The organism is Bacillus sp. FSL R10-2780 (assembly GCF_038006125.1).
Classification (GTDB): Bacteria; Bacillota; Bacilli; order Bacillales; family Bacillaceae_G; genus Bacillus_A; species Bacillus_A cereus_U.
Window position 1 is genome coordinate 3,666,173 of record NZ_JBBOUQ010000001.1, and the last position, 13,971, is coordinate 3,680,143.

A 13,971-nucleotide genomic window follows, 5' to 3' on the forward strand; every position below is an offset into this window, starting at 1 on the left:
TTCCCCCCTAATTATTTTTTAAGTGTTAATGCGTGATCTAAAACTGCTTCTCCATTCATCATGCCGTAGTGCATTGGGTTAATAACATCGATTCCAACGCTTTTTTCATCAGCAAGCGTTTTCATTGAAGAAAGCATGTAACGAACTTGCGGTCCTAATAATAGTACATCTGCTTGATCGATATTGTTTTTTACTGCATCCCCAGATACAGCCCAAATCTTACCTTCTAGACCACGAGCTTTTGCAGCCGCTTCCATTTTTGTAACTAGTAAACTTGTAGACATCCCTGCTGAACAACATAATAAAATATTCATTTATAAATCCCCCTTGTGTGGTATAAAAAATTTATGTTTTTTATTTTTCTTTACACTATTTATTAATGCAATTAGCGTGCCAACTTTTTAAAACGCCTAAAATCAACGTTTTTTCGAGCAATTCATTTGTGTGTTACCGCTTTCAAACAGTGTGTCACCCGAAAAACACACAGTGTGTTATAAAACAACACGCTTTTAACACATAACTGTATGAAAATAGATTAGTGTTTAGTTGTCTAGTTGTATTTAAAACAAAAAACACTAAATTTTTTTAAAGCGTGAAAAATATAATAACGAAAAATATAATATTTCGACTCAAATCAAAAACAAATACCTATTCAAGACACTCGTCTAACTATTGTCCAGTCAAACTCTATTAAATTACATAGAATAGAATAAAATAAAGTATTTCGAAAGGGGATTCCAATGCCAAAGCATAGAAAAAAGAATAGAATGAAGATTTATAGAATACAGTTTCAAAATAAATGGTATAAACATGAGGAGGGTTCTGAACTAGATTCAAACACGTATAAACTAGACAAACAGGACACTGAAGATACGCAAGACAAACCAGGTAAACAAGACAAACAAGACAAACAAGATAAGCAAGACAAGCAAGATAAGCAAGACAAGCAAGATAAGCAAGATAAACAAGACAAGCAAGATAAACAAGACAAGCAAGATAAACAAGACAAGCAAGATAAACAGGACAAACCAGATAAACAAGACAAACATGACAAGCAAGACAAACAAGATAAGCAAGATAAACAAGACAAACCAGGTAAACCAGGTAAACCAGGTAAACAAGACAAACAAGATAAACAAGACAAGCAAGACAAACAAGATAAACAAGACAAACCAGATAAACCAGATAAACAAGACAAGCAGGACAAACCAGATAAACCAGATAAACAAGACAAGCAGGACAAACCAAATAAACCAGATAAACAAGACAAGCAGGACAAACCAGATAAGCAAGACAAGCAGGACAAACCAGATAAGCAAGACAAGCAGGACAAACCAGATAAGCAAGACAAGCAGGACAAACCAGATAAACACGATAAGCAAGATAAACAGGACGAAGACGATAAGCAAGTACAATCGGAAAATGTAATAATAGTACCAACAGATTCGCACAGCTTAGATATATGGGATGAAATTTCACTAAAAGAAATACAAGCTGGCGAACATACAAGTTTATTTGAAGAAAAAAGCAATTATCAAAACATTAACTTACTCCAAGTAAGCGATATTCGTCTATATTTGGATAAACAGCTACAATTTAGTTCCGTCGATGAGCAAATCTATCATGAGGCACTAGTTCATCCGATTATGTCAAAGGTAATAGATCCAAAGCGTGTTCTCATATTAGGCGGTGGCGATGGCCTTGCTTTAAGAGAGGTTTTAAAATATGAAACGGTTATCCATGTAGACCTCGTCGACTTAGACGACGAAATGATTAAGATGGCTCGCAATGTTCCAGAATTAGTCGCTTTAAACCAACGCGCATTTTTTGATGATCGCGCAAATGTACATGTATGTGACGCAAAAGAATTTCTGAAATCTCCTTCCTCTTTATATGATGTAATTATTATTGATTTTCCGGATCCAGCGACAGAAGTATTAAGCACTTTATATACGAGTGAACTCTTTGCCCTTATAGCTACGTTCCTAACAGAGGATGGCGCATTTGTTTGCCAATCTAATTCACCTGCTGATGCACCTCTTGTATATTGGAGTATTGGTAACACAATTGAACATGCCGGATTAACTGTAAAAAGCTATCATACAATTGTTCCTTCTTTCGGAACTGACTGGGGATTTCATATTGCCGCTAACTCCTCGTTTGTACTCGATCAAATTGAACAATTTTACGTAGTACCATCCCCTCGAACATTACCTTCTCTTCTTACTCCTTTATTTCAATTTAAAGAAGAACATTTAGAGCACCGCAATAATGCCGTTTTAAATTTAGAATCTGACCTTACCCTACATCATTGCTATCAACAAGAAATGAAGTTCTAATAATATTTTGACAAGGAAGGGAAAGTATATGGAATATTCTACGTTTGGGCGTCATATAATAGTAGATTTATGGGGCGTAGATTTTTCTCTATTAAATGATCTTCATTTTTTAGAGCATCATTTAGTTGCCGCTGCGAATCGCTCTGGTGCCCACGTTTTAAATGTAAGTAACAAGGAATTCCACCCATATGGAGTTACGGTATTAATTTTATTATCAGAAAGCCATCTCTCTATTCACACTTATCCTGAAAAGAAATTCGCAGCAATTGATTGTTATACTTGTGGCACATCTGTTGATCCTCAAAAAGCCATTGATTCTATAATAAGCGTATTAAAACCAGAACGTATGCATATAAAAAAATTAATTCGTGGTGTAGGAGAATTTGTTACTATCGATTAGTTATCATCCCCATTTATCCATGAAGAAGGAGGCTTGTTAATATAAAAATACCATCAGTGGAACTTATAACACTCCACTGATGGTAAGCACACATACATAGTCTATTCATCTTAATTGATGATTGAATTTTGCTATTTTTCGTTTCCATATAAAGTCAGCATAAACCTGGAAATATTAAATACAATCATCCATAGGTAGCCCTCTTTTCGTCATAACTGTCTCTTTTAAAAACATAAAAAAACCTTGCATACGCAAGGTTCATTCAGCTACTCACATCTTCCTATATAATTCTACAAACTCACTCGCCAATTCCTTCACTGTAATTGCATTCATTAAATGATCTTGCGCATGTACCATCAGCAGGGTAACTTCTGTCTTTTCCCCGCCAGCTTCTTTCTGTATGAGCCCTGTTTGTAAGCGGTGCGCCTCTTGCAATTCATTTAACGCTTCTTGTAGTTTAGCTTCTGCTTCCTTAAATTCACCGCGCTTAGCACAATCAATTGCTTCCATTGAACAACTTCTTGCATTTCCCCCGTGCAAGATTAAATGAAAAACTTTCGTCTCTATCGTATCCATTTTATTTCTTTACTCCCCCTTTTCTTCCGCTACTTTTTGTTTATCCCATATTTTTAAGAATGGTAAGTAAATAAAGAATGCAAGCGCAAAGTTAACGAGTTGCAAAACAACCCCTGAAATTTTCCCGCCTGACCCTAAATATCCACTAAAAAGAATAGGTGTAGTCCAAGGTACAGCAGCTCCGCTCGGACGTGCAACCCATCCCCATTCCATTGCGAAATAAGAAACAACCGTTAATACGACTGGAACCAGTATAAATGGAATAAGTAAAAGTGGGTTCATTACAATTGGCATGCCGAAAGTCACCATTTCATTAATATTAAAAATACCAGGTGCAATCGACAATCGTCCTAAACTTTTCAATTGCTGACTTCGCGCAAATAATAACATTCCTACAACTAAAGCAAGTGTTGCACCAGAACCGCCCATATAAATCCATAAGTCAAAGAACTGCGCAGTAATCGTATTCGGTACATCTTGCCCAGCCTGAAAAGCAACTCGGTTTTGGTCCATTAACGACAACCAAATCGGGCTCATTACACCGCCAACAATTGCAGCGCCATGAATTCCACACGCCCAAAGTACATGGACAATAATAACGGCTATTACCGCGCCCCAAAGACTCGCACCAAGTGCACTAAGTGGTTCTTGTAAAATTTTCCCCACAATATTATGGATACTGCCGAAAGAAGTATTTTCTATCATTAAGCGCAAGATCCAAATAACAGTTACAACAATAAATCCTGGAACGAGTGCTGCAAATGAACGTGTCACAGCTGGCGGTACCGTTTCTGGCATTTTTATAATCAGCTTTTTTTGTACAATAAATCTATAAAGTTCAGTAGATATAAGTGCTATAATCATCGCAACGAATAACCCTTGGCTTCCCATTAAAACAGCTGGTATAGCCCCTTCTACAAGTACACTTTCTTTCGTACTTGGTATTATATATGCAACTTGAAACGGAGTGGCAAGTAAGAATGTCACAAGTGATAACGCCCCTGCCGCTAATGCATCGACCTTATAGTATCCTCCAAGTCTGTAAGCGATTCCAAAAGTGGCTATTAAAGACATTATATTAAATGTTGCGCTAACTGGATACCCTAAAGCTTTTTGCCAGCTCTCCCCAAACACTCCTGCCATAAAATCATTATACCCTGGTATGGGTAAAGCACTAATAATTAGAAAGAAAGATCCAATAATCAAGAAAGGCATCGTCAAAATAATTCCATCACGAATCGCTTGCAAATGTCTCTGCTCTGCAACCTTTCCTGCTACTGGCATCACATATTTCTCTAAAAATCCAATCATCTATCCCACTCTCCTCATGGTTTCATTGACAAAGCTGCTTGCAAGATAGCTTCTCCATTACAAAGCCCATAATGGACAGATTGAATGACATCAACAGGTATTCCTTTCTCCTTACATAATTCTTTCATTTTCGGTAATAAATAACGTACTTGCGGTCCAAGTAAAAGTACATCTACATCATCGATATGATTTCGCACTTCTGAACCTGATACAGCCCAAATCTTTACCTCTATCCCCCTTGCCTGTGCCGCTTTCTCCATTTTTGTAACTATCAAACTGGAAGACATTCCCGCTGCACAGCAAAGCAAAATATTCATCCTGTTTCCCTCCCTCTTTTTCTAAACCTAAGGTATGATACAGCCCTTGCCACCACTAGGTTACAAATATATATGTCTAGATTTCTAACTGTATGCCGAGCTTAAAAACAAAAATTTCTCGGTTTTCACGCTATTCCATCTATCCGTATTTTCCTAGTAAAGAAGTCTCTAACTCGCTATAATGATTCAGTATGATTTTTTATAATTGATAGGAGGGTATATTTATGAAGGCATATCGCTTTCCGCTTATTTTATTATCTTCTATCCTAATTGGTGGTTTCATTGGTTATTTCATGGGTGCCGATGCAGTTGCTTTAAAGCCGCTTGGTGACATTTTCTTAAACTTAATGTTTACGATTGTTGTACCGTTAGTGTTCTTTAGCATCGCGTCATCTATTGCTAATATGGATGGATTAAAACGTTTCGGTAAAATTATGTCTAGTATGGCTGGAACTTTCTTATTTACAAGTATTTTAGCTGCTATTTTTATGATTATTATTGTGAAAGTATTCCCGCCAGCACAAGGTGTTGTATTAGAACTAACACAGCCTGATAAAGCTGAAAAGGCAGTTAGTGTTGCTGATCAAATTGTCGGTATCCTAACAGTATCAGACTTTTCAAAGTTACTATCTCGTGAGAACATGCTAGCTCTTATTTTCTTCTCTATCTTAATGGGGGTTGCAACTTCAGCAGTTGGTGAAAAAGGGAAACCATTCGCTACATTCTTACAAGCTGGTGCAGAAATTTCAATGAAAGTTGTATCTTTCATTATGTACTACGCTCCAATCGGACTAGCTGCCTACTTCGCAGCATTAGTTGGTGAATTCGGACCACAACTTCTTGGAACTTACTTCCGAGCAGCAATGGTATACTATCCGGCTTCTCTTATTTACTTCTTTGTATTCTTTACATTCTATGCGTACCTTGCAGGTCGCAAACAAGGTGTACAAGTATTTTGGAAGAACATGGTCTCTCCTACAGTTACATCACTTGCAACTTGTAGTAGTGCCGCAAGTATTCCAGCGAACTTAGAAGCAACGAAGAAAATGGGTATTTCTTCTGACGTTCGTGAAACAGTTGTCCTTCTTGGATCTACACTTCATAAAGATGGATCTGTTTTAGGCGGGGTATTAAAAATTTCTTTCTTATTCGGTATTTTCAACATGGAATTCGAAGGACCGAAAACATTAGCAATTGCACTTGTTGTTTCTCTATTAGTAGGAACAGTAATGGGTGCTATTCCGGGCGGAGGTATGATTGGTGAAATGTTAATCGTTTCTCTATACGGATTCCCACCAGAAGCATTGCCAATTATCGCCGCAATTAGTACAATCATCGATCCTCCTGCAACAGTGTTAAACGTAACAGGAGATAACGCTTGTGCCGTAATGACAGCTCGTCTTGTAGAAGGTAAAAACTGGATCAAAAATAAATTTGCTTAATATATGGAAAGAGGATGCTCGTTGGAGCATCCTCTTTTTGGTGTTATTTTTCAGTGAATCGATATATCGGAAAAATCGTTGATATATTTGAATTTGTGATAGATATATTAGCAAAACCGTTAATATAATTTTATCCCGCCACAAATTTGTTATAATCTTCACAAATATTCCACACCTTTCATCCTTTCTCCGTACTATAATCATGTATGGAAAAGGAGATGTACACAATGACACAAAGCGCACCAGAATTTAAAGTTTTGCAAAGCATTGCATTTCTTGCTGTCGTTTTGCAAAGTTCCTTATTATATACAATGAATCAAGGAAATGTCTTACTCGAGCAATCTCTCATTATGGGTATGCTATTTAATCTTGCAAAATTTTCAGCACCTGCATTCATATTTATCGTCGGCTTCCATTTAATTCGGCAATATACGAAGCAACTCGTTTACAAAGAATATATTTATGAAAAAGCCACACATTTACTCATCCCTTATTTCTTCTGGTCTATTCTTTATCTAGTAACAACAAACGATGTCATTACACTACAAGGCGGACTAAAAAGTTTATTACTCGGAACAGCTGCACCTCATCTTTGGTACGTTATTATGATGTTCCAAATTCACTTATTGTTCCCGTTACTATGCACACTATTTTATTGGTTTCAAAAACGAACAGAAAATAAAAAAGACATATATAAATATATGACCATTTTCGCTTGTCTATATTTCTTCTTAATGTGGTACTCTTCTCACTACATTTTTAATGGAGAGAAACTGACTAGTTCAACCATTTTACATTATACAGATCGTTCCTTCTTCTTCTACTCATTCTATTTCGTCATGGGAGGAATAGCTGCTGTAGCATTACAAACTTGGCGTATATTTGTCATGAAACATATTCCGCTTATAACAATCTTATTTTTCATCTTATTTTTATTCATCAATTATGAGTTATTTAGTTTTTACGGCGCCAATTCTATTCATTTAACCGTTTCTACTTATTTAAAACCGTCCATGTTTCTATATATCGTATGCGAAATTATGATACTGTACGTGTTATCTATTATGATTGTAAAACGAAGAGGCTTATTATATAAAACGTTAAAATTTATCGGAAACTATACGTACGGCGCCTATTTAGCCCACTTTTTCTTTTTACATATAGGCACAAAGTTTCTTTCTCTATTTGCACTACAAGAAAACACAATAGTATATAGTCTATTACTATTTTCAGTAACAGCCGTACTTTCTATATTCACAATGGTCCTTTGCAGCACACTACCATTTCATATGTGGATTACAGGACCGTCCCCTACAACTAAGATGAAATGGGCGATTCTTTCAATCCGAAAGAACCATGAAAAACTATTCAAACCATATATTTGATATAATAATACACATATAAGAAAAGAAAGCAGGAGACACCTATGATTAATCAAATTGGACAAATTATGTTATATGTAAACAATCAAGATGAGGCAGTACAATTTTGGACAGAAAAAGTAGGGTTTCATATCGTTGCTGAAGAAAATAACGGCCAAGGATTCCGATGGATTGAAATTGCTCCGACAAACGAAGCAGGAACAAGCATCGTCCTTCACGATAAAGCGTTAATCGCGAAGATGCAGCCTGAATTAAACTTAAATACACCTTCTCTAATGTTCTTCTCTAATAACTTAGATCAACTGTATAAAGATCTTTCTGAGAAAAATGTCACAGTTGGACAAGTTGTAGATTTACCTACTGGTAGAGCATTTAACTTCGCCGATAATGAAAATAATTACTTTGCAGTTATGGAAAAGAAATAAGAAAAAAGTGCCACCCCTAGGGTGGCACTCTATTTTTTACTCTTCTCCAATTCCATTTCAGCTAGAAGTGGTAGTACGTTATCGAAAATATGTGTATTATTATTCTCACCTGTTACATATCCACCATAATATCTACTAAATACATTATCATTTCGGAATGTAGTCATCCGCTCATACAATTCCTTCGCAAACTTTGTATCACCTGTTTGTAGTACGTACAAAATTGTTAATCCGTAAGATGCTGGTGATTCATAGTTCACAGCTTGTTTTCCCGTTTCTAAGTTATAACGTCCGTATAACTTTCCGTCTTCGCGAAATTTCTTCTTTATAAATTCTAAATAAGCATCTGATGAAAGACCGCCTAAACTGCGATGATAAGCAACGTATGATTGATCAATAAGATTCACTTCTTTATCGTACGTAAATGTACCATCTTCTTTATACTCTTTCGGAAATGCCCAACCCTCTCTCGGATAATCAGCTAAAAACTGAACAACTTCCTGATACTGCTGTGCAGAAATTTTTCCGTACTTTTTCATATAAGAGAATGCATGAGGATTTATATAAGATGTTGTTGTAAACTTATTTTGTTTACCTGCATCTGCATCATAATAATCCACGTAATAATTATCTTTTTTATTATAACGAAGTACAGCATTGCTCAATTGATCAGCAAGGTTTTTATAGCGCTCTTCCTTATACATTTCATAAGCACGATATAATTGTTCAATAATACGAAGATCATCTATAAGTGCATTTGTGGCTGACTGCATTTCTCCCTTTTCAGAGATTTTCCATAAAACGATGTGTTCCTTATGTACAAAATTATTTTGAATGACCTTTACTTGCTCATCAAATAGTGACTGATCATCTTTATCAAGCGTATATTGTAACCATAGTCCTGCCGATTCTGATAAAGCTTCACGGCCCTTCGCTTCACCCATTCCTGCCTTTGTATCCTCTAAACGGTACGTTGCAAGTGTCCCATTTTCATTTACCATATGCCTTAAAATAAAATGCTCCGTACGGTTTCCTTGTAAAGCCGACCAAAATACAATTCCGACTAATACGATTAAGAAAACAACTCCAAACCCTATATATAAACGTTTTCGCAAGCTTTTCACCTCCCTATTAAGGCTAACCTTAATTTTAACAGAACATACGAAAATTTAAAAAAGACAATCCGTTAGATTGTCTCTCCCACCTTATCCTTCGCAAACCTCTTTAGAAGGTCTATATAGCGATTCCACAAGTCGATCATATTCACGACGCGTAATTTCTTTATTATACAACTTTAATAATAAATCTCTATGCTCTCTTGAAAATGCCATCTTTTTAATGACTTCAGGATACATAAAACACCCTCTCCATTTCACATAAACTTCTTCATCCCGGAAACAGAACTTACGTTCGCATAAAAGATTATAAAATATTCAGCCATAAAAAACAAACAAAATATTATCAAATTTTAATTTCTTTTTTTTGGGAATATTCAAACATTATATTACCATACTCATTTTTTAAATACATATATATTTTTGGTAGTTTTTTGAATAAATCTTCCAATTCAATCAGAAAATAATGGCAAAAAAGAAGAGGAGTATACATATGGATACCGTAACATTAGCAAGGGCATTTTTTGGTTCTTCATTAGCATTCCACATCATCTTTGCAACGCTTGGAGTTGGGCTTTCTTTAATGATTTTTATAAGTGAAATACTCTATCACTGGAAGAAAGATTCCGACTATGCCATTATGGCAAAAAGATGGACAAAGGCTTTTGCTATCCTTCTCGGTGTAGCAATTCCAACTGGAACAATTGTTGGTGTACAAATTTCACTTCTTTGGCCTGGTTTCGCCAAAATTGTTGGTCAAGTTATTTCCGTTCCGTTTCAAATTGAGATTTTCGCCTTCTTTTTAGAGGCTTTATTCATGTCTATTTATGTATATGCAGCTGATAAACTACCTCCAGTTATGAGATTAATCTCGCTATTTTTCGTTATGATTGGTGCCACTGCATCCGCCGTGCTTATTACATCAGCAAATACATGGATGAACACACCTGCGGGCTTTTCAATGGGGCCAGATGGCTCAGTTTTTAACGTTGATCCGTGGAAAGCTTTCTTTAATCCAAGCTTTGGCACAAGTGCATTCCATGTCGTTATTACAGCCTATACAACTGGAGCAGCTGTTATCGCTTCTATCGCTGGATTTAAATTATTAAAGAAAAATTTAAGTGCGCGTGAAATTGCTTACCATAAAAAAGGATTACTGTTAGGGCTTGTCGTTACATTTATCACTGGTGCTACGATGTGGCTTTCAGGACACGAATCTGCTATTGCCTTACATAAACATTCACCTGAAAAACTAGCATCTGCTGAAGCTTTGTTTGAAACGACATCCCACGCTCCGTTATCGCTTGGCGGGGTTGTGGATCCTAACACACTTGAACTAAACTATGCCCTTGAAATTCCGAACATGCTTAGCTTATTAGTGGGACTAGACCCTAGCACCGTTGTAAAAGGTCTAAAGGAATTCCCGCAAGAAACGTGGCCACCATTTTACACACATACACTGTTCAACTTAATGGTCGGCACTGCTGCCTTTACCTTTGCAGTTGCAGCTATTGCCCTCTTATATTGGCACTTTGTTTACCGAAAAAAAGGAGTAGAATTACCGAAGTGGCTTCTTTGGGGAGCTGCCGCATGTGGACCCGTTATGTTGCTCGGTATTGAATTCGGATGGATTTTTAGTTGTAGTGGTCGTCAGCCATGGACAATTTATGGCATGCAACGCACGGTCGATGCTTCTACACGCGCTGATTTCGTCGGTCCTTTATTTGTTTTATTCATCATTTTATATATTGGGCTCGGTATTTTAACAGTCTTTGTACTACGGACATTCTTTAAGAAACATCCGTTAAAGAATGATTTACATCACGAAGGAGGCGATTCTCGTGCATGAGGAAAGCATTGCAATCATCATCTTATGGGCTCTTATTTTCGTATATAGCATACTAGGGTCTATTGATTTTGGGGCTGGTTTTTGGGGCATGGTATACGCTAAACACCCGACGCTTGCTGCCAAGCTTGCTAATCGGTACTTATCACCAACTTGGGAAGTAACAAATACGTTTCTTGTCTTTGTCGTTGTCGCTTTTCTCGGTTTCTTTCCGAAAGCAGCCTTTACCCTGGCAACGGTTATGTTTGTACCAGTTATGTTAATTTTAGTACTCGTTGCGATTCGCAGTACATTTATGGTATTCGCTTACTCCCTGCCAAAGTACCAACACCTTCTTCGTATTATTTCAGGTATTACGGGGCTCTTAATCCCAGCTCTATTAATTACCGTGCTGCCCGTTACAGAAGGTGCTTATATTACGATGTCTGAAGGAAAAGAAGTGCTCCTTTACGGAAAACTTCTTTCTAGTCCCGTTATTTATTGTTATATGCTCTTTGGACTAACTTCGGAACTATTTCTATCCTCTCTCTTTCTTGCTGATTTTGCTAGGGAACAAGGTTCTGAAGATACGTACCGAATTTATAGGAGAAATGCCATCATACTTGGTCCTGCAACGCTCGTGACTGCTATTATCGCTCTCGTTGTAATGGACCCTGAAACACACTGGCTTATGCAAGGACTAATAAAGCAATTCCCATGGTTTACAGTCTCTATCATTTTATTTGTTATCGGATATTCCTCCCTTTGGTGGACAAATAAGAAGTATGGCACACTAGGCTTTCCTCGCATTGCAGTTTTAGCTGTCGTCGCTCAATATGCATTTGCAAGCTACGCTTACGGCGTCGCCCATTTACCGTATATCATTTATCCGGACGTAACTGTATTTACAAGCTTTACGACGGTCGAAACATTCTATGCACTTCTTATTCTTTACGCAATCGGGATTGCAATTTTACTACCCGGATTCATTTTCTTCTGGAATTTATTCTTGAAGGATCGAACTTTTTTGAAGGAAAAATAATAAAGTGAAACTTTAATCAGTGGGGGTTTTGTTCATCCCCCACTGATTATTAGCCTTCACCAATCGGGCGTTTACGGGCAGTTGATCTCCCACCTAACTTCTTTGCTCCAGCCGAATTTTGAGGTGGGAGTCTTACTGCCCGACAAATAGCGGGATAAATGAGGGGCATTCGTACATAGAATGCCCCTCATTTATTAGACGTCTCTCCTACTAGTTATTACACTACCACTGATACTTGTCCTATAGCTCAAAGAACACATATTCACTCTATTCCATTATATGCCTAGTTCTTCTTATTTCCTGCTGAATATACTAGCAATATAAACTTGAGACAAGCTACATTTGTTCAAGGGAAAATAGAAAGGTAGGTTAAATATGAGCATTGAAATATGGATTACTATTATTGTATTCTTCTTAACAATGATTGTTGTCTTTTGGCGACCCCGTGGCTTAAATGAGGCATGGCCGGCAGCAGTCGGCGCTGGCATTATCCTCATTACTGGACTTGTATCAAAACCAGACGTCATGGACATTATAAGTAAAATCGGCGGTGCCTCTATAACGATATTAGCGACCATCGTTATGGCGGTTATATTAGAAAGCTTCGGCTTCTTCCACTGGTCCGCAGCAAAACTTGCGAATTTAGCAAAGGGCTCCGGTCGCCGTTTATACTGGTATATTCAATTACTTTGTTTTCTTATGACTCTTTTATTCAATAACGACGGTAGTATTTTAATTACAACACCGATTTTGATTTTACTTCTGAAAAACCTTCAATTAAAACCTCATCAACAAATCCCTTATTTATTAAGCGGTGCTTTAATCGCCACTGCATCTAGTGCACCAATTGGTGTAAGTAATATCGTAAACTTAATCGCCTTAAATATCGTCCATATGACTCTTTACATGCATACAGCTATGATGTTTGTACCTGCAACATTAGGATTATTGTTTATGTCATGGCTCATGTATACAGTTTTAAAGAAAAAACTCCCGAAAAAATTACCTGTTTCTTCATATGATATTGAAGAAATTTTCTTCACGAAAAACTTCCATCCGTTAAAAGGAAAAAATTCTGTTGATACGAAACAAAAACGTACAAAATTTATGTTAAAAGTATTAGGCTTCGTCTTCCTTATGCGCTGTCTTCTATTCGTTGCATCCTTCTTATCGATTCCAATCGAAATTGTTGCTGTACTCGGTTCACTCGTTCTTCTCATCTGGAGATGGTACTACTTACGAACAAACCCAGTCGATATTTTAAAAAAGACACCGTGGCACATTTTAATTTTCGCTTTCTCTATGTATGTAATTATTTACGGGCTTCATAACGCAGGATTAACAGCGGCACTTGTAAGTTGGCTCGAACCAGTTGTAAGTCAGCATCTACTCTATGCCAGCTTTGCAATGGGCGGACTCGTTTCCCTCCTCTCTAACGTCTTCAATAACCACCCTGCACTTATGATTGGTACCATTACGTTAACGGAAATGGGCCTAGATCCAGTCACATTAAAAACTATCTATCTCGCAAATATCATTGGTAGTGACATCGGTTCACTATTATTACCAATCGGTACGCTAGCTTCCCTCATTTGGATGTATATACTAAGACAAAACAAAATTAAAGTGAAATGGAAAGATTATTTAAGCGTATCTCTCATCGTAATCCCACTCACAACAGTCGTCACATTATTCCTCTTATACTACTGGGTACAATTATTCTTCGCCTTATAAAGTGAAACTTTAATCAGTGGGGGGGGTTGTTCATCCCCCACTGATTATTAGCCTTCACCAATC

General features: G+C 37.1%; 14 protein-coding genes. 8 read left to right on the forward strand and 6 right to left on the reverse strand.

Annotated elements, in window-relative coordinates; translation table 11 throughout:
* Positions 1 to 11 precede the first annotated feature (11 nt).
* The gene (locus NSQ47_RS19265; RefSeq protein WP_002123966.1) at positions 12 to 314 is read right to left on the reverse strand and encodes a PTS sugar transporter subunit IIB; all 303 of its coding nucleotides are present in this window, start codon (positions 312 to 314) and stop codon (positions 12 to 14) included.
* A gap of 426 nt (positions 315 to 740) precedes the next feature.
* Between NSQ47_RS19265 and NSQ47_RS19270 the strand changes: the two genes are divergently transcribed.
* Positions 741 to 2,339, forward strand: a complete 1,599-nt coding sequence (locus NSQ47_RS19270) for a polyamine aminopropyltransferase (RefSeq protein ID WP_341037716.1) — start codon at positions 741 to 743, stop codon at positions 2,337 to 2,339.
* Between the two features lie 28 nt (positions 2,340 to 2,367).
* Positions 2,368 to 2,739, forward strand: a complete 372-nt coding sequence (speD, locus tag NSQ47_RS19275) for an adenosylmethionine decarboxylase (RefSeq protein ID WP_002159854.1) — start codon at positions 2,368 to 2,370, stop codon at positions 2,737 to 2,739.
* A gap of 270 nt (positions 2,740 to 3,009) precedes the next feature.
* On the opposite strand, the gene NSQ47_RS19280 is transcribed toward speD, so the two are convergent.
* From NSQ47_RS19280 to NSQ47_RS19290, 3 genes are read right to left on the reverse strand one after another with little or no spacing between them, the layout of a single operon-like run.
* The gene (locus NSQ47_RS19280) at positions 3,010 to 3,315 is read right to left on the reverse strand and encodes a PTS lactose/cellobiose transporter subunit IIA (RefSeq protein ID WP_341037718.1); all 306 of its coding nucleotides are present in this window, start codon (positions 3,313 to 3,315) and stop codon (positions 3,010 to 3,012) included.
* A gap of 9 nt (positions 3,316 to 3,324) precedes the next feature.
* Positions 3,325 to 4,626: a PTS cellobiose transporter subunit IIC gene (gene celB / locus NSQ47_RS19285; RefSeq protein ID WP_341037720.1), complete on the reverse strand. Its 1,302-nt coding sequence runs from the start codon at positions 4,624 to 4,626 to the stop codon at positions 3,325 to 3,327.
* 14 nt (positions 4,627 to 4,640) lie between these two features.
* Positions 4,641 to 4,943 (reverse strand): PTS sugar transporter subunit IIB, encoded by a 303-nt coding sequence (locus tag NSQ47_RS19290; protein ID WP_341037722.1) that lies wholly within the window; start codon positions 4,941 to 4,943, stop codon positions 4,641 to 4,643.
* A gap of 224 nt (positions 4,944 to 5,167) precedes the next feature.
* Between NSQ47_RS19290 and NSQ47_RS19295 the strand changes: the two genes are divergently transcribed.
* The 3 genes from NSQ47_RS19295 to NSQ47_RS19305 all read left to right on the forward strand — a co-directional run bounded on the left by NSQ47_RS19295 (position 5,168) and on the right by NSQ47_RS19305 (position 8,192).
* Positions 5,168 to 6,385, forward strand: a complete 1,218-nt coding sequence (locus NSQ47_RS19295) for a dicarboxylate/amino acid:cation symporter (protein WP_002112907.1) — start codon at positions 5,168 to 5,170, stop codon at positions 6,383 to 6,385.
* 227 nt (positions 6,386 to 6,612) lie between these two features.
* Positions 6,613 to 7,770, forward strand: coding sequence for an acyltransferase (locus NSQ47_RS19300; RefSeq protein WP_070140123.1), 1,158 nt, complete (start codon positions 6,613 to 6,615; stop codon positions 7,768 to 7,770).
* A 41-nt stretch (positions 7,771 to 7,811) separates the two neighbouring features.
* On the forward strand, positions 7,812 to 8,192 hold the full coding sequence (locus NSQ47_RS19305) for a VOC family protein (protein WP_002112910.1): 381 nt from the start codon (positions 7,812 to 7,814) through the stop codon (positions 8,190 to 8,192).
* A 29-nt stretch (positions 8,193 to 8,221) separates the two neighbouring features.
* On the opposite strand, the gene NSQ47_RS19310 is transcribed toward NSQ47_RS19305, so the two are convergent.
* Together NSQ47_RS19310 and NSQ47_RS19315 are read right to left on the reverse strand one after the other, a co-directional pair.
* Complete coding sequence (locus NSQ47_RS19310; protein WP_286098478.1) at positions 8,222 to 9,307, reverse strand: transcriptional regulator; 1,086 nt, start codon at positions 9,305 to 9,307, stop codon at positions 8,222 to 8,224.
* A gap of 90 nt (positions 9,308 to 9,397) precedes the next feature.
* On the reverse strand, positions 9,398 to 9,547 hold the full coding sequence (locus NSQ47_RS19315) for a hypothetical protein (protein ID WP_002144831.1): 150 nt from the start codon (positions 9,545 to 9,547) through the stop codon (positions 9,398 to 9,400).
* A 253-nt stretch (positions 9,548 to 9,800) separates the two neighbouring features.
* Between NSQ47_RS19315 and cydA the strand changes: the two genes are divergently transcribed.
* From cydA to NSQ47_RS19330, 3 genes are all read left to right on the forward strand, one after another.
* Positions 9,801 to 11,156, forward strand: coding sequence for a cytochrome ubiquinol oxidase subunit I (gene cydA, locus NSQ47_RS19320; protein WP_002144830.1), 1,356 nt, complete (start codon positions 9,801 to 9,803; stop codon positions 11,154 to 11,156).
* Positions 11,149 to 12,174 carry a cytochrome d ubiquinol oxidase subunit II gene (locus tag NSQ47_RS19325; RefSeq protein WP_002089640.1) on the forward strand — a complete coding sequence of 342 codons (1,026 nt, stop codon included), beginning with the start codon at positions 11,149 to 11,151 and terminating at the stop codon, positions 12,172 to 12,174. The genes cydA and NSQ47_RS19325 overlap by 8 nt, the downstream gene beginning before the upstream one ends.
* Positions 12,175 to 12,549: 375 nt before the next feature.
* Complete coding sequence (locus NSQ47_RS19330) at positions 12,550 to 13,908, forward strand: arsenic transporter (protein WP_204208519.1); 1,359 nt, start codon at positions 12,550 to 12,552, stop codon at positions 13,906 to 13,908.
* Positions 13,909 to 13,971: the final 63 nt, after the last annotated feature.